The 24,621-nt window shown below is 41.4% G+C and carries 23 protein-coding genes; 18 read left to right on the plus strand and 5 right to left on the minus strand.

All coding sequences use genetic code 11. The features are described from left to right. Window positions 1–299: 299 nt before the first annotated feature. The 7 genes from MHH50_RS03575 to MHH50_RS03605 all read left to right on the plus strand — a co-directional run bounded on the left by MHH50_RS03575 (window position 300) and on the right by MHH50_RS03605 (window position 7,091). The gene (locus tag MHH50_RS03575; RefSeq protein WP_081383426.1) at window positions 300–878 is read left to right on the plus strand and encodes a sigma-70 family RNA polymerase sigma factor; all 579 of its coding nucleotides are present in this window, start codon (window positions 300–302) and stop codon (window positions 876–878) included. After that, window positions 871–1,722: a hypothetical protein gene (locus MHH50_RS03580; protein ID WP_340033954.1), complete on the plus strand. Its 852-nt coding sequence runs from the start codon at window positions 871–873 to the stop codon at window positions 1,720–1,722. Before MHH50_RS03575 ends, MHH50_RS03580 begins: the two co-directional genes overlap by 8 nt. Before the next feature lie 212 nt (window positions 1,723–1,934). Then, a complete protein-coding gene (locus tag MHH50_RS03585) occupies window positions 1,935–3,047 on the plus strand; it encodes a helix-turn-helix domain-containing protein (protein WP_340033955.1) in 1,113 nt (370 codons plus the stop codon). Between the two features lie 112 nt (window positions 3,048–3,159). After that, a complete protein-coding gene (locus MHH50_RS03590; RefSeq protein ID WP_340033956.1) occupies window positions 3,160–4,176 on the plus strand; it encodes an ABC transporter substrate-binding protein in 1,017 nt (338 codons plus the stop codon). Beyond that, on the plus strand, window positions 4,173–4,994 hold the full coding sequence (locus MHH50_RS03595) for an alpha/beta hydrolase-fold protein (protein ID WP_076282556.1): 822 nt from the start codon (window positions 4,173–4,175) through the stop codon (window positions 4,992–4,994). Before MHH50_RS03590 ends, MHH50_RS03595 begins: the two co-directional genes overlap by 4 nt. 70 nt (window positions 4,995–5,064) lie before the next feature. After that, window positions 5,065–6,105, plus strand: coding sequence for an iron ABC transporter permease (locus MHH50_RS03600; protein WP_076282557.1), 1,041 nt, complete (start codon window positions 5,065–5,067; stop codon window positions 6,103–6,105). Beyond that, complete coding sequence (locus tag MHH50_RS03605; RefSeq protein ID WP_162164281.1) at window positions 6,105–7,091, plus strand: iron ABC transporter permease; 987 nt, start codon at window positions 6,105–6,107, stop codon at window positions 7,089–7,091. The genes MHH50_RS03600 and MHH50_RS03605 overlap by 1 nt, the downstream gene beginning before the upstream one ends. An 80-nt stretch (window positions 7,092–7,171) precedes the next feature. On the opposite strand, the gene MHH50_RS03610 is transcribed toward MHH50_RS03605, so the two are convergent. Further along, entirely contained in the window at window positions 7,172–7,711 is a 540-nt protein-coding gene (locus tag MHH50_RS03610) for a helix-turn-helix transcriptional regulator (protein ID WP_076282559.1), read from the minus strand. A gap of 46 nt (window positions 7,712–7,757) precedes the next feature. Continuing rightward, window positions 7,758–8,945 (minus strand): ABC transporter permease, encoded by a 1,188-nt coding sequence (locus tag MHH50_RS03615; protein WP_076185138.1) that lies wholly within the window; start codon window positions 8,943–8,945, stop codon window positions 7,758–7,760. Window positions 8,946–9,114: 169 nt separating this feature from the next. Here MHH50_RS03615 and MHH50_RS03620 point away from each other — a divergent pair, with 169 nt between their 5' ends. Together MHH50_RS03620 and MHH50_RS03625 are read left to right on the plus strand one after the other, a co-directional pair. Then, window positions 9,115–10,245 (plus strand): FAD-binding oxidoreductase, encoded by a 1,131-nt coding sequence (locus MHH50_RS03620; RefSeq protein ID WP_076310537.1) that lies wholly within the window; start codon window positions 9,115–9,117, stop codon window positions 10,243–10,245. A gap of 216 nt (window positions 10,246–10,461) precedes the next feature. Further along, complete coding sequence (locus MHH50_RS03625) at window positions 10,462–11,628, plus strand: DUF4317 domain-containing protein (RefSeq protein ID WP_076128541.1); 1,167 nt, start codon at window positions 10,462–10,464, stop codon at window positions 11,626–11,628. Window positions 11,629–11,701: 73 nt separating this feature from the next. On the opposite strand, the gene MHH50_RS03630 is transcribed toward MHH50_RS03625, so the two are convergent. After that, entirely contained in the window at window positions 11,702–12,235 is a 534-nt protein-coding gene (locus MHH50_RS03630) for an NAD(P)H-dependent oxidoreductase (protein WP_076302894.1), read from the minus strand. Window positions 12,236–12,426: 191 nt separating this feature from the next. On the opposite strand from MHH50_RS03630, the gene MHH50_RS03635 reads away from it, so the two are divergent. The 4 genes from MHH50_RS03635 (at window position 12,427) to MHH50_RS03650 (ending at window position 15,191) form a co-directional block, all read left to right on the plus strand. Then, a complete protein-coding gene (locus MHH50_RS03635) occupies window positions 12,427–12,792 on the plus strand; it encodes a helix-turn-helix domain-containing protein (protein WP_340033958.1) in 366 nt (121 codons plus the stop codon). Beyond that, window positions 12,774–13,343, plus strand: a complete 570-nt coding sequence (locus tag MHH50_RS03640; protein ID WP_076282562.1) for a hypothetical protein — start codon at window positions 12,774–12,776, stop codon at window positions 13,341–13,343. The genes MHH50_RS03635 and MHH50_RS03640 overlap by 19 nt, the downstream gene beginning before the upstream one ends. Before the next feature lie 113 nt (window positions 13,344–13,456). Further along, window positions 13,457–14,179 carry an MBL fold metallo-hydrolase gene (locus MHH50_RS03645; RefSeq protein WP_340033959.1) on the plus strand — a complete coding sequence of 241 codons (723 nt, stop codon included), beginning with the start codon at window positions 13,457–13,459 and terminating at the stop codon, window positions 14,177–14,179. A gap of 253 nt (window positions 14,180–14,432) precedes the next feature. Then, on the plus strand, window positions 14,433–15,191 hold the full coding sequence (locus MHH50_RS03650) for a hypothetical protein (protein ID WP_076305253.1): 759 nt from the start codon (window positions 14,433–14,435) through the stop codon (window positions 15,189–15,191). A gap of 30 nt (window positions 15,192–15,221) precedes the next feature. Here MHH50_RS03650 and MHH50_RS03655 read toward each other — a convergent pair whose 3' ends face one another. Next, on the minus strand, window positions 15,222–16,163 hold the full coding sequence (locus MHH50_RS03655; protein ID WP_076279451.1) for an AraC family transcriptional regulator: 942 nt from the start codon (window positions 16,161–16,163) through the stop codon (window positions 15,222–15,224). A gap of 422 nt (window positions 16,164–16,585) precedes the next feature. On the opposite strand from MHH50_RS03655, the gene MHH50_RS03660 reads away from it, so the two are divergent. Both MHH50_RS03660 and gnpA read left to right on the plus strand, forming a co-directional pair. After that, window positions 16,586–17,605 carry a glycoside hydrolase family 88 protein gene (locus MHH50_RS03660; protein WP_076128555.1) on the plus strand — a complete coding sequence of 340 codons (1,020 nt, stop codon included), beginning with the start codon at window positions 16,586–16,588 and terminating at the stop codon, window positions 17,603–17,605. A 12-nt stretch (window positions 17,606–17,617) separates the two neighbouring features. After that, window positions 17,618–19,780 carry a 1,3-beta-galactosyl-N-acetylhexosamine phosphorylase gene (gene gnpA / locus MHH50_RS03665; protein ID WP_340033960.1) on the plus strand — a complete coding sequence of 721 codons (2,163 nt, stop codon included), beginning with the start codon at window positions 17,618–17,620 and terminating at the stop codon, window positions 19,778–19,780. Between the two features lie 83 nt (window positions 19,781–19,863). On the opposite strand, the gene MHH50_RS03670 is transcribed toward gnpA, so the two are convergent. Continuing rightward, the gene (locus MHH50_RS03670) at window positions 19,864–21,387 is read right to left on the minus strand and encodes a flavocytochrome c (RefSeq protein WP_340033961.1); all 1,524 of its coding nucleotides are present in this window, start codon (window positions 21,385–21,387) and stop codon (window positions 19,864–19,866) included. Between the two features lie 483 nt (window positions 21,388–21,870). Here MHH50_RS03670 and MHH50_RS03675 point away from each other — a divergent pair, with 483 nt between their 5' ends. The 3 genes from MHH50_RS03675 (at window position 21,871) to MHH50_RS03685 (ending at window position 24,193) form a co-directional block, all read left to right on the plus strand. Next, complete coding sequence (locus MHH50_RS03675; protein ID WP_254847754.1) at window positions 21,871–22,758, plus strand: hypothetical protein; 888 nt, start codon at window positions 21,871–21,873, stop codon at window positions 22,756–22,758. 141 nt (window positions 22,759–22,899) lie between these two features. Continuing rightward, the gene (locus MHH50_RS03680; protein ID WP_076190099.1) at window positions 22,900–23,289 is read left to right on the plus strand and encodes a VOC family protein; all 390 of its coding nucleotides are present in this window, start codon (window positions 22,900–22,902) and stop codon (window positions 23,287–23,289) included. A gap of 34 nt (window positions 23,290–23,323) precedes the next feature. Further along, window positions 23,324–24,193, plus strand: coding sequence for an aminoglycoside phosphotransferase family protein (locus MHH50_RS03685; RefSeq protein WP_076282567.1), 870 nt, complete (start codon window positions 23,324–23,326; stop codon window positions 24,191–24,193). Window positions 24,194–24,621: the final 428 nt, after the last annotated feature.

Raw genomic sequence — 24,621 nt, forward strand, 5'->3', positions numbered from 1 at the left:
CACTCTTTTACTGCTATTGTTTCGTCCACTTGCCTATAAGCTCGCCGAAACATCGGCTGATCTTGTTCATAATAGAATTTCCCTTATCCCACAAATTCGGCTCGAAGTTGCTGTATGTTCTATTGAATGAATGTTGAAAAAAGCCTCTGGTTTCCGCGTTTTTTCCCACCCTCCCACAATAATCAAAAGATTTGTTAATGGTTTGGGCGTTTCTCCGTATTAACATATGTAAGTTTCTTCACAACAAATTGCGCAATTTGTTTAGCTTTTCGATGAAGGTGAGTGGAAGGAGGGTGGAGATGGAGGTTATCCAGGGTAAAGTGGAGCGTTACATGAATACCGAAAGATCACGTGAAGCTATCATGTCCAAAGAGGAATTTACCCGGATGTATGATACGTACTACCAACGTGTTTACAAATATATCTGTTATCGAATTAATAACCACCATGCGGCAGAGGACATATGCAGTCAGGTGTTTGAGACCGTGATGTGTAAGTATTATAGTTTTTCACAAGAAAAATCGAATTTTGAGGTGTGGCTGTTTGCCATTGTAAGAAACGCTGTAACGGATTATTTTCGGGCGCAGAAGAAAAGAAGCTATACCTCACTGGATTCGTTGCTGGAGCTTATATTTCCCAAGCCGTCTCCTGAGGAGCTGGCGATCCGTGAGGATAATAATCAAGCACTGTTCAAGGCGCTCTCCAAGCTGCGTGAGAAGGAACGAAATATCATTGCAATGAAATATGGGGCTGGGCTGAAAAATTCCGAAATTGCACAGATCATGGGAGTTAGTGAGTCCAATATCGGTGTCGTAGTATATAGAAGCTTGAAAAAACTGCATATTTCCTTAAAGGCAGGAGGGTTCAAAAATGAATAAGAAAGATGATCTCACCAAATTCAGCAAAACCATAGAACTGCTTGAGAATGCCGAACAGGGCAGCACTACCGCCAAAGAAAGAATCTATAACCGCTTGATATACAAATTGGACCATGGGGCACTTAACCCCCAATCAGAGATAAAGGACGGGATAACGATGAAAAAAAGCAGCTGGAGAAATGCAATAGTGATTGGCAGTGCAGTAATTTGTCTGGGTGGAGCATTCTCTGCAACCTCCTATGCACAGGATATGTTCCAGTCGATCATGGCAAAGTTTGAAGTGGGAAATCTCGAAATCACACAATACGATAAGGAAATCCCATCGGCTGCACAGTCAATGACTCCATCTGAAGATGCCCAAGGTGGGGAGAATGCGGTCATTGAATTGCCGGTTGCAGCTAAGTTGAGCCTAGATGAAGCACGTGCAGCACTTGGCATGAACTTCCCGGCACCCGATTGGATGGGAGACTATGAGTTTGTGAATTGTGTTCTTCAGGGGACCAGCATGGTTGAAGTGCAGTATAATTCCGGTGAGAATGCTGTGAATTTTCTAATCTCCAAGGGCGGGGACAATGGGATCAGCACTACGGAAGAAGTGAAGACAGAAGTAATTAACGGGACTAAGGTTTATTATGCAAATGGAATTGTGATTTGGGAAGAGGATGGCTATACAGTAGAGTTGTATTCCCAAGTAGACTTTGACCAAGCTACACTAGGGGAAATCATTGATAGCTTTAAGATTGGTGCGCCTGTTCAGCCTTTAGAGCAAGGTCAAGTGAAGGAGAACTTGCAAAAGAATGGAGCAGCGGTTGCAGCTCCGGCTCCGGCTGTAGATTCGGAATAAAAGACTTACTCCGGGCAGCAGCAGCCTATAGTTACACACAGAAGACGCGAGGGGATTAGTCCCCTGAGCGTCTTCTTTTTGAGCACACTTTTATAGAACGTTCCCCAACCATTGCCACCCCCCAAAAACAAAAGTATAATTGATAATGATTATCAATTAATGAATGAATAAAGAGTTAAGTGCATTTATATAAGCAGTAAAGAGGTGACAGCATGCAAAAGCAATCTCAAAAGACAGATTTAACTGAGGTTAGAAAATATATAGAAGAGAATTTCACGAAGCACTTGTCTTTAGCACATTTAGCTAATCTTTCTGGACTTAGTTCCAGTTATTTTTCCTCGGCGTTTAAACAGGAATATATACAAAGTCCAATGGAGTATGTTACCCAGCTACGGATTCAAAAGGCTAAACAATTATTGCAGAAACAAGACGTTCGCTTGAAGTTTATAGCAGAAGCGGTTGGATATAGTGATGAGTTTTATTTTAGCCGAGTGTTCAAAAAGGTTGAAGGGATCTCGCCAACGATGTATTCCAGCCAGCAAAAATCTCATATCGGTGTTGTAACTGGGAACATGATGGGGTATTTACATGCGGCAGGAGTCATTCCGTTTGCTGCACCCTTAAGTGCAAAGTGGACACCGTACTACTATAATTTGTGGGCGCAAGAAATCGAGCATAAGGTAACCTTGACACAAAACAAAAATTATTGCAGCCCCAATGAGCTATTGCATTTGCCAATTGATCTTCTTATTTCTCCCAAAGATTTGTCGTCAGAGCTGGTAAAACGGATAGAGGATCATTTTCCAATCTATTGGCTGGATGATAAGCAAGATTGTTTAGTAGCCTTAACTGAACTTGCTGCCCGACTAAATAAACAAGAAGAAGCGAAACAGTGGATCACACAGTATAGGGCAAGATTGGAAGACGTTCGGCGCAGGTTAGACTGGACCTCTACACCACCTAAAGTTCTAGTTATACGTATCTATCAGCAGCAAATCTTTGCTTATTGTAATACAGGCATTCAGCATCTTTTATTTCAGGATTTGGGAGCGGAATCTAGTTATGAGCAGCCCGGTCTATATAATGCAGAGATTACTTTTGAAGAGTTAAGTAGATTGAAGGTGGATAAGTTGTTTACGATTATTTGCCCCGATGATGAGTCACGAGCAACTTGGCATCATTTGCAGAGAGATGTTGGGTTTAGACAGTTAGAGGCTATCGAACAGGGACAAATCTATGTTATTCACTCCGATCCTTGGTTTGAATACTCTCCTGTGGCTTTAAAACGAATGCTAGAGGAAGTTGCAGTAATGATGATACCTTGAAAATGTACATGTCTAATCATAAGATGTTACATGGTCAATGCGTCCTATCTCTTATACACTCAATACTGAGAATGATTATTATTGAGAATATAGGAAAGAGGGAAGGTCTATCATGAAGGGGTTTAATACAAAAACAATAAGTTATGTTGTAATGGTTGCTTTATTATCCATTCTACTGACAGCTTGCGGCGGCAATAATACAGCTGATCAGCAAGCAACAGATACTCCAGTAACAACCAGTGAAGCGAGTGCAACTGCAACGGAGGAACCCGCTGTACAAGAACCGGAAGTAGCGGCTAGAGAAGCGTTTGTAGTAACTGACCAAGTAGGCAATACAGTAAACATTCCGGGGACTGTACAAAAGGTGTATGCCCCTGGTCTAGAGGATTACTTAGTTACCCTTGGTGTAACCCCAGTAGCCCAATGGTCCACGGGTGAAAGACCGCAGCAGTATCTACAGGATACGTTAAGTGGTGTAAAAGAAATCAGCTTCGCTAATGGTGTTCCCTCTCCAGAATCTGTAGTAGATTTGGAGCCGGAATTAATTATATTCCCCACTGCTTTTTATGCACAAAATGGTGTTTATGAAAACTACTCGCAAATTGCTCCAACTTACGTGTTTAAGAATGCACTCGGCAATGTAGTGGAGGCCACAGAAACGATTGCGAAATTGCTAGGTTTAGAGGATAAAGCAACAGAAGCTATTGCTGCTTACGATACAAAGCTAGAAGCAACTAAAGCACAGTTAGCCAGCGTTTCTGCCGGTAAAAAAGCAATTTATATTAATGCGAATGCCCGTGCAATCTTTTTAGTGGGTAACTTCCATTACGGGGGTTATGTGCTGAGTGAGCTAGGCTTTGCTCAAAGTGCTCTTGTAGAAGGTGAAATGTCCGCTGATATTTCGCTGGAAATGTTGTCTGATTTAGACGCGGATTATATCTTTATTAACGATAATGATGGTCTGGGAGATGCTTTCCTGGCAGACATTAAAGCTAGTCCTTTATGGAAGGCGCTGCCGGCAGTTCAAGCAGGTAAAGTGTTCGAGGTGGATGGCGATCACTGGAGATCCAGTGGATTAATTGCTTATCAAAAAACGATGGACGATATTGTAGCGTTCCTGCTGCCATGATTATCAAACCGTACGTAAAACCAAACTATGAAACGATGTTGATCACGAGTAAAGCTAATCATAAGGACTATGAAATCTTTATTGCAAAACCGTTGGATGAGTCTGCAAAAGATGGCTACGGCGTCATTTATGTTCTTGACGGCAATGGGCTTTTTGAAACCGCTGCTGAAATCACCCGATTGCTGACGCGTAAGCCTAAAGGCTATCCACCCGCGATTGTTGTTGGCATTGGTTATCCTGGGGGTGAGGCGTTTGATACCGTGCGTCGAACCTATGATCTAACTATGCCAGCCGAGCTTGCAAATTTACCGAAACGTCCCAACGGGGAGCCTTGGCCTGAATTTGGCGGGGCAGATGAGCTGCTAGCTTTTTTTGAAAAAGAGTTAATGCCAGCCATTGCCCAGCGGTTCGTTATCAATAAGCAGAAGCAAGCATTGTTTGGTCATTCCTTTGGCGGATTATTTGTTCTGCATGCGTTGTTTACACAACCCACCTTGTTCTCACATTATATTGCAAGTAGTGCTTCCATCTGGTGGAATGATTACGCACTTTTAAAGGAGTATGAGAATTTTAAAGCTGATTTACACAGCAATACGCTAAGTCAGTTACCTAAAACGCTTATGATTGCCGGTGGGGAAGAGCTGGATTATATGGTCAAGGATAGCTTGGATTTATGTAACAGCATGATGGCCGTACACCTTCCAAGCTTTGAAGTAAGCTGGGCATTGCTTGAGCAAGAGGAGCATGTGAGCGTAATCTCGGGTGCGATTAGTCGGGCCGTCAAATTTTTGCTTACCACATCCTCTGACTTAAGTTAGATAGAAATCATATTCGTTTGCATCTGAGCTGGCCCTTGGCTGGCTCTTTTTGTAAAGTGAAGGGAAAGGGTTGGAAACATTGGCCGCAAATGTTCAGAAATCATCACTAGCAGGAGAAAAAAAGTTCTCCTTTTTATTATTGCTAATCCTCATGCTCCTCCTATTAATAGGCGTATTAGTGCTTGGCATGGCCCTTGGCGCGAAAAAAATACCCTTCGCAGATGTATTCATGTCTATTTTTGCTTTTGATGATAAGGCGTCTACCCATCAGGTGATCCAGTCGATTCGTTTACCCCGGGTACTTGCCGCTATGGCAACAGGCGCTGGATTTGCAGTAAGTGGAGCGATTATTCAAGGGATTAGTCGCAATCCTTTAGCGGATTCGGGGATTCTTGGATTAAATGCTGGGGCGGGTGTCACGCTAGTTATTGCTATGGTTTTCCTGCCGACGATTTCATTCACAGGTACACTTTGGCTCTGTATTCTAGGTGCGGGATTGGGAGCGGGTTTAGTCTTTAGTGTGGGTTTATTAAGTAAACGAGGCATGACGCCTATTCGGCTTGTATTGGCGGGTGCTGCCATCTCTGCTATGCTAACTGCCCTAAGTGAAGGAATAAGTATCTTTTTTTCAGTGGCTCAGCAGGTGGCTTTTTGGTATGGAGGAGGTTTAAGTGGCATTAGCATGGCCCATCTACAGCAAATGTTGCCGTGGATGCTTCTTGCGCTATTACTTGCCATCGTAATTTCAAAGTCGATTACTATACTTTCTGTAGGGGATGAGACAGCGGAAGGGTTAGGCGTTAATATAAAACTTATCAAAAATCTTTCGCTTTTAGCCGCATTTATGTTAGCTGGGATTTCATGTGCTTTAGCCGGATCTGTAAGCTTTGTGGGCTTAATTGCTCCTCATTTGGTACGTTACATAGTGGGTGTGGATTATCGTTATATTATTCCATTATCCGCAATTCTGGGAGCCACCCTTGTTGTGCTTGCTGATTTAGTGGCACGTATCGTAAATGCCCCTTATGAAATCCCTGTAGGTGCTGTAATTGCGGTTATTGGTGTTCCGTTCTTTCTATATTTGGCTCGTAAAGAAAGGCGGGAGCTATAGTGAAGCTAAGATGGAAGTTTATAATTATAGCAATCATTTTACTGCTAGGCTTTATATATAGTGTATCTACTGGTCAAAGCAGCTTAAGCTTACAAGAGTTATGGCAAACCGTATTAGGAAATGGAACACCGAGGCAGGAGCTTGTACTTTTTCAGTTCCGTATTCCACGTATGATCTTGGGTTTTCTAGTAGGTGGCGCGTTGGCAATAGCAGGAATGCTGCTGCAAGCCATAAGCCGAAATGCGTTAGCAGACCCGGGTATACTGGGGATAAATGCTGGTGCTGGATTATCCATGATGTTATTTTTACTCTTACAAAATAGCTCAACCGGCTTACATACTTATGTTCAGCCACTGTATGCTTTATTGGGCGGATTTATCGTTGTCGCTCTATTATTTATGCTTTCTTATGATCGCAATCAAGGCATTATTCCCATTCGATTAATTTATACTGGTATTGCTGTTGCGGCTGCGATTAGTGCATTTATGATTGTGTTAACCTTCGTACTAGATCCTTCGCAATATCAGATGATTAAGGTGTGGCTGGCAGGGAACATAGGGAATAGTAATTGGAGCCACGTGTATGCTATGCTGCCTTGGTTACTTCTTATTGTGCCTTTATTAATTCGGAATCATCTTATATTGGATGTACTAAGGCTTAACGATCCTGTAGTCATTAGTTTAGGGGTATCTCTAAATAAGTATCGCGTTTGGTTTTTAGTATGTAGTGTATTATTGGCGGCACCAGCGGTTGCTGTCAGTGGGAGCATTGGATTTGTAGGACTAGTAGTTCCACATTTAGTTAGACGACTCTTTCGTGGCCATAAAATAATGATTCCCGCATGTTTATTAATCGGTGGCGGATTAGTTGTTATTGCAGATGCGCTTGGTAAAATGGTAGTAGCCAATACTGAAATACCAGCAGGAGTAATCGTGGCTTTAATCGGTGCTCCATACTTTTTATATTTATTGATTAAAAGTGAATAACTGAAAAAAGCTATTGTGTGATTGGTGCTGGAAATAAAAAAAGAATGCCTTGATTATGCTATAATCCAAGGCATTCTTTTTTATATCGTTTTCGTGTTCAGCTTTTCTAAAAGAACTTTCCACCAGTGTATAGATTGCTCAAGTTGAGAAGCGTAGTAGCTTTCCATGAAATCTACACTTTCACGAGTGGAGCTATCTACATCTATTTGCTGGTAGATTTGATTTAATTGATCTTTTTTTATAAGTGACTGTTCAATTTTCTTCTCGATAATCGGGATCACTTTATCAGTCTCTACAAAACGAAGATTCACAAGAGCGACAATCATATCTGAAATAGATTCTGCATCTTCTATTACCTTATAAATTTTGAGCGGGAACTGCTTGCGCCCTTTATCGGTAATGGAAAACACCTGTTTGTCTGGACGATGTTCTTCCTTGATGATCTCTACCTGTTCAACTAAGCCCTGTTTCGTAAGAGATTCAAAGTGATAATACAGTTTGCTTTCAGATAGATTGAGCAATTTATCAAAAGGAATAGGGGTGGATAGTTCTTTTTTTAATTTATAAGGATAATTATTTTCATCCATTAACTTACTTAAGATATAAATTTGAATTGACATCACAGAACCCACTCCTAATTGTTGGCTAAACTCTATCTTACCAAACCTAGGCGGTTATTTCAGCTGTATTTTTAACTTCAACGGGCAGTATAGTTTCTTTAGTCACAGGTACAGGTTTATGAACAAACCGGACGATTACAATGTTAATCATCATAGCCCCGGCAAATACGCCTGCTAATCCCCATAAGAAGGGGGCTGGACTAATGGAACCAAACATTTGTGCCAAATAAGCTTGCACAGAATAATACATCGGGGTGATGCGGCCGAACCAATCGTATGGTGTATACATCATATCACGAGGCATGGTAGCACCATTGGCGATGGTTTGCATGAGCAGGATTGGAATATTTAAGACCATACCGCCTTCGCCAACTAGGAAGACCATAATCGCACACACGTTAAATGCAGCCATATACATTAGAATTTGCTGAGCAGCAACTGGTAACAGTAAGGATAGGTCTACATCTGCAACAGAGAAGGCAATGGTTAAAGCAACGACTGTTGATAATACAGCGATTAATAAAGCTGTGAATTGAACGAACATAAACAGTTTTGTCTTGCTTGCTTTCCCGCGGTTTGCTTTAAAAGAAGCAACTAATTGCATGGAGGCAATCATTGCCCCAACATAACCAGCCATAGTTAAGAACATAGGTAACATGTTGTTGTGCATGCCGTCCGGAACATCATTGATGACAACATAATTCCCGACATAACTATTTTCAATTTGTGTAGCCATTGCGGTGGCTTGTTCTTCTGGTACGTTAAAGTTCATTAACACACCTTTTGCGGTTTGCTCTGAGAAGTTCGCGCTTAATTGTTTGTTAATTTCTCCTACAACGGAAGACATGGCTGAAGATACCATGGTGGCAGAAGCTTCGTTGACTGTGAAATCAATACTTGCGGATACCTTACCGCTTTGAACGTTGGCTGAAAATTCTTCTGGAATATGGACAACTAGAGCTAACTTATTATGTTCTAATTCATCCATCGCTTTTTTATTCGATACATCGGTTTTTATCGTTTTGAATGGTAAACTCTCCGAGAACTGACTCGAAATCTGAGCCCCATATTGACCTGCATCATCATTGACAATAGCAATTTTTAAATCATCCATGTTCCCTGGAAGTGCTGTATACCCTGGTAAGAAAATACCCAGCATCGCAATGGCATAGAACACACCCATAAAAATAGAACCAATGGCCCCTTTGGACTTCAAAAACTGTGAAAACTTCAACTGTATTCCTTCTTTCTTCTGAATAACACTTTTATTTTAGTACTCCAATTAAAGTACTTTTAACTGAGTGAAATTTATAGTACGATAATTCATTATAAATGTCAAATTTAAGATACAATGGGTAAGTAGTGAATGATTAAAAAAATGAATAACTGAAGGGACTTCGAATATGAACAAGGTTATTGTAATTGGTGCAGGCATATTAGGGGCTTCAGCAGCTTATCAGCTAAGTAAGTTAGGTGCTGAGGTCATCATTATAGATCGTAAGGATGTTGGACAAGCAACGGATGCAGCAGCAGGGATTATTTGTCCATGGTTGTCTCAACGCAGAAACAAAGCATGGTATCGTCTTGCTAAAGCGGGAGCAAGCTTTTATCCGGCACTTATTCAAGAGTTGGAAGAGGCTGGAGAAACCGAGACTGGATACGCAAAAGTTGGAGCGATATGTATCCATGAGGATTTGAAAAAGTTACTCGCGATGAAAGAAAGAGCGGAGCTGCGCAGAGAGGACGCCCCTGAAATAGGGGAACTTACGATGCTGACGGATCTTGAAGCGCAAGAGAAGTTTCCCTTATTGTCGGAAGGTTATCATGCGCTTCATGTATCCGGTGCAGCAAGAGTGAACGGACGTGAATTACGTGATGCTTTGCTAAGGGCTGCTCAGCGTAATGGTGCGCAAATGATTGAGGGCGATGCTATTTTAGAACATGATGAACATGAAATTAAAGGGGTTAGTGTAGGAGAACAGACATTCACAGCGGATGAAGTGATTGTGTGCGCAGGGGCTTGGTCTAACGCTTTGCTTCATCCGCTTGGGATCATGCTTCAGGTGCGTTATCAAAAAGCTCAAATTATGCATTTGAAGCTTGCTCAACAAGCGAGTACAGAGCAATGGCCTGTGGTAATGCCGCCTACAGATCAATATATACTCGCATTTGCGGATCAAAATATCGTGGTAGGTGCTACTCACGAAAATGATGTCGTAGGTTATGATACTGCTGTAACCGTAGGAGGAATGCAAGAAATTTTAAATAAAGGTCTTCAAACGGCCTCCGGTCTTGCAGATTGTAGCCTAAATGAGATAAGAGTAGGCTTCCGTCCATTTACAGCAGATTTTCTTCCCGTGTTAGGCAGGGTTCAAGGATGGAATAAACTAATTGTTGCTAATGGGCTAGGGTCATCGGGATTAACGATGGGCCCCTTTCTTGGTGAGCAGCTAGCCAAGCTAGCCATGGATCAACAGGTAGATATTCCGCTTGAAGACTATGCATTAGAGCATACGATAAGTTTGGAACTGTAGGAACGTAGTGTCCGCCTTTGTCACCGGATTTCAACCATGAAACATGGTAATAATCGAGAAATCTGGTGACAACAGCGGCCGGAAGTCCAAACATTCACCGGAGTCACGACCTTACCTTAATAGAAAAATCTTAAGTTCAACTAGTATAGCGAAGCTTTTTTTTATCCTTTATACTGAAAAGACCAATTAATCTTCCTAGGAGTTGTCTAACGAATCATGATAAAGAAAGAAGTCGCGCATATACGCAAGCAATTTAAGCTGGATCACGATTTAATGAGTATTTACGATATTCTCAACGTGTATATTATGAAGGAAAGCAACGAGATCTATCATTGGGAGCGCCAGCCATTTGGAATGGTGGATAGAGAGAAGCAGGAGCTGTATATGGGCAATTTCAAAAAACTCCTGACCGGTGAACTGGATCAGAAATTGTTCGAGTTGAAGTTTCAAGCGGAAGCGGAGGAGCCAGCGCAGGTGATGCTTCATCAAGCTTTGGTGACAGGGGATCCAGATGAATGGCAGGACCTGATGCTACTGTTGGTGGACAGAATGATGGCGGATACTCATTATGAACGGGATACGGTGATCACTTTCGTTCGAGGACAGTATTTCCGCCCGACTAAAGATAGAAACGATGAAGCCGAGGAAAGTGAGAAAAACGAACTATTCGCGCATCCTTTTATCCTATGCAGCGTGAATTCCACGGAGAAACAACGGAAGGCTCTCTTGTTTGATTACGTGGAGCGGGAGTTCAAGTACAATGTCATTGTAGATCCGATCGTCAAGTTAAGCACACCGGAGCAAGGTTTCTTTTACCCAAGCGTGACGGACAATTATTCCGATGTGAACCGCATTCTGTATTGTACGGGGAAATCGAACTTTCCAGATCCGCATTTTGTCGGAGAGGTCTTGAATGCCGAAAGATCCAATACGGCTCTGGAAGAGAGAGCTATATTCGAAGACATCGTGAAGGAAGTGGCGGGCGAACAGCTTGATGCAACCACTCTCGCACAGGTGTACGAGGAGATCCATCAGGTCATCGAAACCAACGACGATAAGGAAGAACCTCCAAAGCTCGATTATAGAGACCTGGAACGTGTACTAACGGTAAGTGGCGTTGAGAACGTGACAATGGAAAAAGTGGAACGGGCGTTCGAAACGATCGTTGACGATAAGCATTATGAGATGAAGGCGAGCAGCGTAATGCCGAAATTCACTACCAAATCGATTAAGATCGATACAAAGGTAGCTACGATTTCGGTCAGCCCGCAGGATTTAAAATATGTGAAGCAAGTGAATTATCATGGGAGACGCTGCATTTTGATTGAGGTTGACGAAGATGCCGTGATCGAAGGATTCACCCTTACTACAGAGAATCTTTAGACCGCTTCAACAATGCTATGGGCTATCCTTAAAGTCTTTGAACAAGACTAAGGATAGCCCAATTTGTTTTGTGTCAAATACGGTGATTAAAGATATATTCGATATATTCTTTTGCGCTAGTATTAATTTCTTCATCGCTGGCTTGAAATGAAGCTCCAAAAACAGCAAAGTACGGTAGGGCTTCTGCGCCTACATGTTTGGCACTGGCGTTAAAGGGTGCGATCACTTCGTCTACGGTAAAAGAAACAGAGCCCTCTGGTTGATAATTTTCTTTTTTATCACCGATGGACAGGGCCAGCCCTAACTTTTTCCCGTTAAGCTTGTTCCCGTTTGATCCATAAGCCCATCCGTAAGCCAACACATCGTCAAACCATTTTTTTAATAGCGGCGGATAACTGTACCAATACAACGGGAATTGAAAGATCACTTGGTCATATGTTTCCATTAGATTCTGCTCTCTAGAAACATCAATATTCCAGTCAGGATACTCTTTATAAATCTCATGAAGGGTAATATCGTTGGGATATAACAGCAGTTCTTCTTTCCAGCGCTGGTTGACCCTCGAATTCTCAAGGTTCGGATGCGCCAAAATCACTAGTGTTTTCATGATGAATCTCCATTCTCAGGCCTATATTATTTATGAATATTATTATTATCTTGCAGGTTGTAAAAAAAGAAAATACACACAATAAAGTAAGATGGTTACTTCGAGGTGTGTACTGGACTCCGAAAAAAATATATGCAACAATGAAGTTTTGAGTAAGCTTAATTTGATCAGCATGAACGAGGTGTTATTCTATGAAACAATATCATTTAGGGATAGAGGCAACACTAGAAATCATCGGCGGAAAGTGGAAAGCTTTGATCATTTGCTTTTTGATGTCCGGTGCCAAAAGAACAAGTGAATTACAGCGTAATATTCAAGGCATCTCACAAAAGGTTCTGATCCAGCAGCTTCGTGAACTTGAGAGGGATGGGTTTGTCAAAAGATTCGTGTACCAGCAGATGCCGCCAAAAGTTGAATACAGCCTCACGGAATATGGCGTTACAGCTAATAAGATCGTGGATGTTATGTGTTCTTGGGGAAAAGAAAATATAAAAATAAGGCAAAGACGAGGAGAAGAGATCGTCTTGTTGGAGGATACATGTCCTGGAGCAAATTAAAGCAACAACTGGAGAGTTTTCTCTGTCCTGCGTTATCTGGCAAGGTTGAATATCGCGCAAGCAGCTACCGTTATTTACCTGATAAATCAGGGAGCTGTTATATTTCGGTAGATAAAAAGAACGTACTCAATATGAATGATAGAACTAACTCAATCAGATGGTATCTGACGGAGCAGGAGATTAAGAATGATTCAGAACTCCAAATTCCAATCCACCCTGAAGACATTGAAGCGGTTAGAAAAGATAGTAAAGGGAACATCCCGGAGGATCGTCTAATAGTCATTGCAAGAAGCAGAAAGATATCAGAAGTTGCAAAGGAGCTTTTGTCAGCACAGACGTCATTAAGTAAATCGAATTTTATCGTTATAGCTAATAAGTTTTTATCTACTTCTATAGAGGAAAGCATAGAGAGCGATGATATCTTATTGAATATTCTGGCTTTAGTGGACAGACGGGTTGGGAAAAAGCGGATTTTAAACATGAGCGAGAAGATGCAGTTAAAGCATCCGATTGTGCAATATTTTTATGAACTACGTCGTAGTACATTGTGAATATAACTAAACTCTCCCTTGCCCAATGGGACCTGCTTCATCCATTATAAATAGGTAATCATCTCCCCCACAGAGCGTATCTTTACCTGTATCCATAAAGGAGAGAAAATAGGATGGAACTCAAAAAAATAAATGACTCTATTTATTATTTGGAAAGTGTCCGAGAAACAGACAGACCTGTTTTGGGATATGTTGTAGGTGACAGCTTTTCAATTATGATTGATTGTGGCAATTCAGAATCGCATTTAGATGCCTTTATAAAGTGTTTGGATGATAACAATCTGCCACGTCCCAAATATGCTTTGATCACGCACTGGCATTGGGATCATACCTTTGGTATGCATGCTTTTGACGGGGAAACTATAGTCTCTTCAGCAACGAATGAGGCACTAAAGCGCCTGAAAGAATGGGAATGGGATGAAGAAGCTGTGGTAAAACGCTTAGAGACCAAAGAAGAAATAGTATTCGCCTATAACTGTATGAAAAAAGAATATGATACGTTTGATAAGATTAAGGTTAGCACAGGAAATATTATGTTCGAGGATGCTTTAACGCTGGATTTAGGGGGCACCACTTGCCAGATTATAAAGGTAGGAGGGCCACATGAAGACGATTCTTGTGTTGTATATATAAAAGAAGCGGGAGTATTATTCGCAGGCGATGCACATAGCGGGGATTATTATCATGGAGAAGGTAAAATTGATCCGATAAAAATGAAAGAATATATTGTGTTTTTATCCACTCTTTCATTTACTACGTATATCCCGGGGCACGACGCCCCTATGAGCAAGGAACAAATCATTCCCTTGTTAAATAGATTTTGTGAGGTCAAGTAAAGGCTAGCCTTATCACATAACAGCTTATTTTATTAGGCGACTTGTTAGGTATGAATTCGGTAGTTTACCGGACGCATGCCTTTTTGTTGTGCCTGATGGGGCAGTTCAGAGGGGGGGGCTTATTTGCGTTTATTGGGAAGCAGGGTTACGATTAACCATAAGCAGCCTTGCTTCAGACCCCTTCCGAGCTATTAGAAATCTTAGACGAATTATACATCGATGGCTGGGGACTTGTACAGAAAGGGAAACAGAAATGGATAAGAAAATAAGCGTAGAGAATCTAAAACTGACACCACAAAATGATACTTATTATATTGCTTGGAGTATCGGAGTCGATAAGAAGTATAAAAAGCATATGAAAAAAGAAATAAAGAGCCAACTCACAGACGTTCTAGGATCCATGACTCAAAATAATGCTGTGGAGGATATTTCAGTTTACAGTCATAACAAAACAGCCGAAAAACATGGAGAATTCATTATATGGGATTATCTTATCCTAATGCAGATCAAGGAAAAAGAAGATGCCGAATTCATTTTACCTAACTTAAAAAATGTGAATATACCTTTCGTGCTCGAAACAATCCGTATGGAGTTACTTGTAACCACACCAAACAGCACGTACCCTACACCAGGGGAAGGCGCGCGAAAACGGCATGTAAAGCCATTTTATGCAATTGAATATGTCGATGTTCAGCCTAATCATTTAGATGAATTCCGAGACATAATGATTAACAATAACGGACCGGCAATGAAGTACATAATGGAGGAAGCGAGATGGTGTCATAATTTTTATGCATTAGAAACGCTGACTGTCTTCTATCATCATTCAAGTTATCCTACTTGGAATCAGATTCATGTCATAGGTTTGTATTTGGAATCAATTTTTCTATATAAAAAAGATTTCTCAAAAGGGCTGGCACTGACCCACAGCATTTCATTTGAAGAAAACTTTGCGCAGTTAAAGAAGATAAGAACCATGTTATATAAAACAATCGGGAGAAAGATGATCTAGAATAGATCAATGGATCAATGGATCAATGGATCATACCCACCCCGTAAATTCCAATATAGACGCTTTAGCGGATTGTGCTTCGGATTGTGCGCCTTTACGCCATTGTTTAGGTGAATCACCCATAAGCTTGGAGAAACATCGGTTGAAGCTGGATATGGACTGAAAACCTACTTGCTCAGAGATGGAGAGAATGGAATCATCCGTACTTTTTAACTGCTTGCAGGCCTCTTCAATACGGGTACTGTTTAGGAAGTCGAGAGGTGCGGACCCCATAATCTCATGGAATTTCCTGCGGAAATGAGTGGTACTTAGGTGGCACAGATCAGCTAAAAAATCGATGGTAATCGGCATCATGTAGTTTGTAGTGATGTATTCCAGAACGGGTGAGATGACAAAATCGCCCTTCAGGCTATGCTCTGTGTCTTGATTAACCAAGGGTTCATTCCGGGAATGAATTCTAAGAAGCTCTATATAAAGCGATAATAATAAGCCGTAAGCACTTTCTTGATAGTAAGGATTTTTTTGTTTCAATTCCTCTACGACCGATGTCGCAAGGGTATATACCTTGGGATGTTCCTCTTTATTCAAAATACAGTTTGTTCCCTTAATTGCCCACAGATTCGGCTCAAAGTTGCTGTAAGCGCTTTTGAAGGATTGCTGAAAAAGATCCTCAGGCGAAAAAAAGATATAAGACCACAGACTGGCTTCATTCGGCGAACTATAAGTTGTATGAGGGAGATACCTAGGGATGAAGGTCACATCTCCGGCTTTAAAAGGCACAGATTCTCCTTTGATCTCCATGATGCCGCTATCCGAATGGCAAATGCCAATCTCCAAATGATTATGGAAATGCAGATGTTCACTTTTAATATCAGAAATCTTCCAACGTTCACCGCTTAACAGCAAGATAGGAAAGTTTATCGGTAAGCTGTAGTGGCGGTATTCAATGATGGGTTTCTTTTTTCTGGGCATATTCTCAATACTCCCATTCTTATTACGTAGGTTGAGTAGATTATAGGTTAACGTTATATCAAATTCAACTATATAAAGAGAACTTGATATTATACAATTTGAGGAAAAGTGGCGGAGGAGAATCTTGGAACTTTAGGGGCGTAGCGTCCGCCTTTGTCTCCGGATTTCAACCGCTAATAGCGTTACAAATCAAGAAATTCTTACGACAACAGCGGCCGGAAGTCCAAATATTCTCTGTAGTCACGGCTAATTCCAAGATATAGCGAACAAAAGTTAATGGTTGAAATTGCACAGTTTAGTTATGAATATGCTTAGAATCAGACCATTTTACTACTTACAATAGAGTTAGTAAAGCGTTTACAATATGGACGGACAGCTCTCAAGCGCCTTTGGGGGCGTGTGCGAAAGAGAGGAGAAACAAGATGCTTCAATTAACTTATGACAGAGAAGAGATTTTAAGGGTCATCGACAAAGTGGTCAGAAAAACAATGGCGATGGATTTAACATGGGACTGGCCTTGTGGTGTGGCTTATTATGGGGTAACCAGAGCTTATGAAACTACAGGAAATAAAGAGTATTTGGATATGCTTGTCCAGTGGGCAGATGAATATATCGAGCTGGGTCTGCCGGATTGGACGGTAAATACCTGTGCCATGGGCCATATGCTGATCACTTTGTATGAGGAAACAGGCAATCAGAAATATTGGGATATTGTGATGAGCAAAGTAGATTATCTACAGAACAATGCGCTTAGATTCGGAGATCATGTGTTGCAGCATACCGTCTCTATTTCTAATGATTTTCCAGAACAGGCATGGGCGGATACCTTATTTATGGCGGCATTTTTCCTGCTCCGTGTAGGAAGCAAATTAAAGGATCAGGAAATGATTCAAGATGCCTTGAATCAATATTATTGGCATATCAAATACCTGCAAGATCCTAGCAGCGGGTTTTGGTACCATGGCTACAATAATGTGAAGCAGGATCACATGTCTGGACTATTCTGGGGCAGAGCGAATGCTTGGGGCGCATACACCATGTCGCAAGTTAAAAAGCTTTTGAAAGAATGGTATCTGTATCCGCAGTGTATGGACGTGGAGTGTTCGCTGCGCGATCAGCTGGCCGCACTCAAGCTGGTGCAAACGGAGAACGGCCTGTGGCGGACAGTACTCGATGACGAGGAGTCTTATGAAGAAGTATCCGCGTCTTGCGGCATTGCGGCTGCTATGATCAATAACGGCAATCCGCTGCATACCAAATATGTGCAAAAAGCCCTGAAAGGTATTTTGAACAATATCAGCGAAGATGGACGGGTACTGGGTGTCTCTGGCGGAACAGCGGTTATGAAGGACCGGGAAGGATACCGCAATATTCCAAAAGACTGGATTCAAGGCTGGGGGCAAGGCTTAGCATTAGCTTTTCTATCCGATATGCTTAAATAGGAGGGATCCAAGTTGTCCAAACAAACAACGGGGGCCTTTACACTGCCGGGAGAATCCGGTTATGAGGCATTGACCCTGGAATTAGCTGAACGTTGGGGTGCCGATGTCATCCGTGACAGTGACGGCACACAGTTGTCCGATGAGATTATCAACGCAGGATACGGCATTTATTCTACAATCTGCATCATCAGAGATCATAACGAATGGGCGTCCCAGAATTCAGACAAGCTGCAGCAGAGCTTTTTAATAACTAATCCGAAGGTAGCGGTACAAGATTATTTATCCATCTATCTGATGGAGGATTTTTTTGCTGAACAATTCCGAGTGAATGATTCCAAAGAGGCGTTTAAGTACTGGCAGGTTTTTGACCGAACGACGGGCGAAGAGGTTCCAAGAGAACTGTGGAATTATGAGCGGGAATCGGGAAATGTAGTCATTACTGGAATAACGCCTTGGCATAAATACACAGTCAGCTTCATGGTCTACCGGATTTGGGAAGAGATCTCCATGTACAATCACACCACGAATCACTGGGAAAAAGAGCATCTGATGCAGATTGATCCCATCTATGTAGAAACGCAAAAATATTTACTGCATTGGATTGAAGATTGGTGTCGTAAGCATAAGGAAACAACAGTGGTTCGGTTCACCTCCCTCTTTTATAATTTCGCCTGGATCTGGGGCAGTGATGAGCGCAATCGCCATTTGTTCTCGGACTGGGGTTCATATGATTTTACGGTAAGCTCAAGAGCGCTTGATCTGTTTGCCAAAAAATATGGGTATTCGCTCACGGCCGAGGATTTTGTGAATGGTGGGAAATATCGGGTCAGTCATATCCCGGCGCAGCAGCGGAAGCTGGACTATATGGCATTTATCAATGATTTTGTCATCGAATTTGGTAAGCAATTAATTGATATTGTGCATAAGCACGATAAGCTGGCGTATGTCTTCTATGATGATAGTTGGGTTGGCATGGAGCCTTACAATGACCGTTTTGAGGAGTTTGGTTTTGACGGGATGATTAAATGTGTGTTCTCAGGGTATGAGGCAAGGCTTTGCTCTGGTGTAAAAGTAGATACCCATGAGATTCGGCTGCATCCCTATTTATTTCCGGTTGGATTGGGAGGGCTTCCTACGTTTATGGAGGGAGGTAACCCTACGCTCGATGCCAAAAAGTATTGGATTAATATCCGGCGCGCCTTGCTCAGAGAGCCTATAGATCGGATTGGACTGGGCGGATATTTGCATCTTGTAGAGCCTTATCCGGATTTTTGTGATTATATCGAAAAGATCGCGGATGAATTCAGAGAAATTAAAGAGCTGCATCATAAAGGCAAACCGTATCACATTAAGACGAAGGTAGCCATTTTGCACGCTTGGGGCAAATTGAGATCGTGGACCTTGTCCGGGCATTTCCATGAAACGTATATGCATGATTTGATTCATATCAATGAGGCTTTGTCCGGATTGCCGGTTGAGGTGCAGTTCATTGATTTTGAAGATATCCGTAAGGGAGTATTACATGAGTGTGATGTAGTGATCAATGCCGGCTCGGCAGGTTCAGCATGGAGTGGTGGAGAATACTGGAGTGACCATAAGTGCGTGGACTTACTGACAGAATGGGTTTATGAGGGTGGTACTTTTATAGGTATCAATCAGCCTTCGGCGCTTGATGGTTATGACAGCTTTTTCAGAATGGCACATGTGCTTGGTCTGGATGAGGATACAGGCTCCAAGGTAGCTCATGGAAGATGGACATTTGAGGCTAGAGATGAGCAAGGTTTAGTGCCTGAAGGAGCCAGCATAACACCTAAAAATAACATCTATCTTACGGATGGCTCAGCAGCGGTATTGTGTGAAAAGAGTGGGATGATAACATTGTCCACCCATGCCTTTGGTAAAGGAACGGGGATCTACCTGCCTTCTTTCACCTTAAGCTTTGAAAATACAAGATTGCTGTTAAATGTGATCCGTTTTGCCGGCAATGAGTTAAAGGAAACAAAGTATATTACGGATAATTTATATACAGAGTGTGCTTATTATCCAGAAAGTAAAATACTCGTCGTGATTAACAATAGCGACCAGCTTCAAAAAACTACGATCGATACGGAATATGGACAACAAACCCTGGAATTAGATCCGTTTGATACTATTATCCGAACTATTGGCGATTAATCCCATTAAAAAAGCTCAAGCCAGCGGCTAACTTGCCGATGCTTGAGCTTTTTACTGTGAGGCCTATAGTATCTGTTATCTACTTATTTTGCTTTTATGAATTCAGCAGATTTGATCCCAGCTTGACGACCAAAAATAATGATTTCTGCAACAGAGTTGCCGCCAATCCGGTTTTGTCCGTGTAAGCCGCCTGTAACTTCGCCTGCCGCAAACAGACCAGGGATAGCTTCACCATCTTTATTTAGAACCTCTGTGTTCGTATTGATCTTCACGCCACCCATGGTGTAGTGAATCCCAGGAGCAATTTTAATAGCGTAGAAAGGACCAGTGGACAGGTCATTGTCCATTCCTGTAGTTCTGCCAAATTCGGCATCCTTTTTATTCTTAACGGCGCTGTTCCAAGTATCAAGCGTTGTTGCCAGCTTATCCTCTGAAACACCGATTTCTTTGGCCAAAGCTTCGATGGAATCCGCCTGAATCACGAAGCCCATTTTGTCATATTGTTCAACAGCCTTCACACGGGATTTAACACCGGAATCAAAGACCAGCGTAGCTGCTTTTTCAGGTAGTGTATTGATGGAAGCTGTTACTTTATCACGGGTATCCAATTCATTGGTGAACCGTGTACCTTCACTGGAAACAAGGATAGCGCCTTCCCCACGAACAGCTTCGCCGATGAGGTAGGATTTTTCTTGCTGCACAGTCGGGTGAACTTGGATTTGATCCATATCGACGGTTGTGCCGCCGAGTTTCTCAATCATCTTGATGCCGTCTCCGGTACTGCCGATTTGGTTAGTAGTAACGTAGCCTTCCAAGTCAGGTCTTACTTCGGAGATCAAATCCATATTGGCACCGAATCCGCCAGTGGTTACAACGACAGCATCTGCCGTAATTATTTTTTCCTCTGTTTGGTTAAAGAGGACCTTGACGCCATTTACTTTGCCATCTTTTTCAGTGATTTCTTTGACATCAGCATTCACGAAAAGTGGGATTTCTTTCTCTTGTACGTTTTTTACTAAACCTTTGACAAGGTATTGACCCACAGCAGAGCCATCTTCAGGACGGTGTGTACGTTTTTCGTTCATGCCGCCTGTAATGGTGATATTGTTCAAGCGGATTCCGATGGAATCCAGCCAATCGATCGCACTCGCGGAATTATCAACGAAGAAACGAAGCATTTCTTTGTCGTTAGTGTCATGGCCACCTTTTAATGATTCTTCATAAAATAAATCATTGCTGTCTTCAATGTTTTGTTCTTTTTGGAATTTCGTTTCAGAAGCGTTCATCCCCGAAGAGGATTTGGTTGTGTTCCCGCCGGCAACCGGCATTTTTTCCAAAATAACAGGGTTCATGCCTTTCTCTTTGGCCTCAAGCGCCGCGGACATTCCCGCACCACCCGCACCGACAATGATGATATCATATTTATCTTTTAATTGATCAAATGGTGTGTAGCTTGCTTCAGATGCCCCGGAGACGGCTTCAACTTCTTTTTTCTCGTTGTTATTACTCTTGCTCTCGTTCACCTTGTCGTTTCCATTACCGCAACCTGCGATAACGAGCATGACAGAGAGGACGAGACTCAGAGCACCAGCTGCTTTCTTTTTCATTGTTAACCCTCCACTTTTATATTTCTCTATTAAGATGTACCAAAAGAACCCGACAAAAAAGAAAGGAAGTATCAGAGGGAGTTGGAAGTGGAGCAGCGCGCGCGTCGCTGTTATTCTCCTAACTTCAAATCTTCTACGGTTACGTCCACAGTTTCCATCGTTATTCTCTTTAGTTCATCTTCTTATTAAGTATACCATCAATCATGACTATTAGTGAAAGTTTTCACAAATTATACAAGTCGTCTATTCTAACATAGGGTAACGAAATATTGAGCGGATTAGGCGGAAAATGGACCATAAACCATATAACTAGAAGATTTGGCGTGAGATTTTCTCACTGTAGAAGTGGTAACTGTCACGGATTAGTAAAGCGGTTTTTGTTCTTCTGGATTTTTAAATGGTAAAATGAGAGTATTGCCTACTAGTCAATCCGGAAAGACTAACATGAGACATAGAAACAAATTCTAATTAATAGGTGAGAATATGGAATTTAATAATGTAATAAAAGAAAAAGTAAAAGAAGATAACTATAAAGTGTTTGCTTTACTAAGCCGCTATTTGAATAATACCCCCGACTTTATTAACAAAGAAGAAATTGAAGAAATCGTAAACTGTGGTGTATCTTATGAATACGCTTTTGGTTTAATGCTGGCTGCTGCTTTTGGGATGGATACGGTTGATAATGTTGATGATAAGGAATTGTTCAACCAATATTTTAGCAATATGCTTCATAAGCTTGATGCAAATGAATATTATGACAATCCATATTATAAAAATATCAAGATACCAACTATAAAGATTAATAATAGTGAATTAAAATATGAAAAATATAAACCTTTTGAAGGTTTTGTTTGCAATGATATCATCCGGACAGAAGAGGGAAGACAAATTCCTCAGGTTGGTTTTTTTCAAACTGAATTCATGTTCCCGGCTGTCTTGGAGAATGAAAGAATCTGGATGACGATCACACCAAATGAAATAGAAACAATGAAAGAAGCTGTTGATAAAGCGTTTGGGAATGTTCTTACATTTGGGCTTGGACTTGGCTATTATGCTTATATGGTTTCTGAAAAAGTTAATGTTGAAAGCATAACGGTTGTTGAAAAAAATCAAGATGTCATTGATTTATTTAATAAATATGTACTGCCACAATTCAGTAATGCTCACAAGATCAGGCTTATCCAAGCAGATGCTTTCGAATATGCAGAACAACATATGTCTAAGGAAAAATATGATTTTGTATTTACGGATTTATGGCATGATGTTTCTGATGGAATGGATATGTATTTAAAAATGAAAAAGTTTGAAAAGGAAAGCCCGGATACTGTATTTATGTACTGGATAGAACAATCTATTTTATGTTATTTGTAAAAATACTTTTGCCCAGTAACTAAGCTCTGTAGAGTTTCTACAGGGCTTTTTATTATTTTATAGTTCATTTCATAATTTTTAAGCCTATGTTACTATTTCTATAACCGTAAAAGGAATATTTTAGAATAGTAGGTGTATTTTATGGAAATCGGCGCGATCACTTTTTTTGTGAAAGACATGGAAAAGATGGTTACCTTTTATCGTGACGTCATGAAGATAGCTATAGAATGGGATGGTGGCGTATTTACCGGGGTTCAACTGAAGAGTGGTGTATTCTTTAATTTGTGTCAGCGGGATGCACTGAATATGTCACAGCTAACCTATCCCAGAGGGATAAACGGGACTATGGAAATTTCATTTGGCGTTCCCTCACCTGAGGACGTTGACAAGGAATTTGAGCGTCTGGTAAAGGCAGGAGCGACTCCTGTAAAAGAACCTATTTCGCAGCCCTATGGGTTGCGTGAATCTGTTGTAGCTGACCCAGAAGGAAATTTGCTTGAGATCGTAGCGGGCATTCCAGAAGAATCATAGAGTCTATACAATCATGCGAAAGGAAGACCCATTTTTGAAAACTCCTATATCTATCATAAATTGGCTAGAGCACAACGAAATCATAAACGACTTATTAAATCAGGAAGACAGCTTAACTGCGCATACAATGGATCAAGGATTTGAAGCTGAGGTCATGAGGATTAATTCTGATCAAGAGAGCTATGTACTGAAAACATGGAATAAGGAATCCAGACCGGATGTCCAGTTTCAATATCGTTTATTGGATGTTCTATCCGAACGAGGAGTAGCCGTCTCTAAACCAGTGGGCTGGGGAATCAATCCGGAGGGACATAAGGTGTTGTTAACAAGTTTTGACGGAACCCCTATTCATAAAATGAATACCAGGAAAATGAAGGAACTCGCAAGCCTATTAGCAAAAATACATAAAATTGGCGTTGAAGAGATTGGAAATATACAACTGCCAAAATACGATTTCATCGGCTACTTTTTCCCTGAAGCTAAAGAACAATCTGATATTTATAATGTATTGACTTCTCTGGTTGAGCAAACTCCAATGAAGCAAGACTGTATCATTCATGGGGATTTTCATATCGGAAATATAGTGGAGGATAAAGAGCGATATACCATAATCGATTGGACGAACGGCCAGTTGGGAGACTCTAGATATGATTTTGCCTGGTCACTTATTCTGCTGAAAATATATATCTCCGAGCGTTATGCTGATGTGTTCCGATCTGCTTATCTTTTGGGAAATGATATAGATCAGGAAGAACTTGAAATCTTTGAAGCCTGGGCATGTCTACGGTGGATTTTGCTGAATAGAAGAGGTAGCACACCGAAAGGGCCTAATACAACGAAAAGAGTGAAAGGCTTAATCGCTAATAATCGGTTTTTAAAAAAGATGGATAGTAAATTGTTCTGATGTACGCAAGGATGGATGGATTTTCTGGGAGATTGGAAATGTAATGTAACACCGTACATTATTACGTTATTAAATTATTTGTGGTATATTAAAGGTAGAAAAGACGTAAAATGCAAAGAGAGCCGTGCTGTAACACGACTCCCAAGGCAATAGCCGCTTTTAAGGGCGGTAGGCTTCAGCAAATAGGACACGACAGATAGACCGCATGCCTTTGTGAGTGGGCGGTCTATTTGCGTTTATTGGACAGCAGCGCTACGATAAGCGAACCAAAGGTTAGCATAAGCATCATTGCTTCAAACACTGTCACAAGGCATCCCTCCCTTCGGTGAGAGGTAGCCGACCGACCCTTTAAGCCTATTCTATTTGCTCCACCAGTATAGCATAATCGTTTGAAAGAGAATTAAGACTCTTGTCATAATACTCCCTAG

The sequence above is a fragment of the Paenibacillus sp. FSL H3-0302 genome, assembly GCF_037982245.1.
In the GTDB taxonomy this organism is placed as follows: Bacteria; Bacillota; Bacilli; order Paenibacillales; family Paenibacillaceae; genus Paenibacillus_AQ; species Paenibacillus_AQ odorifer.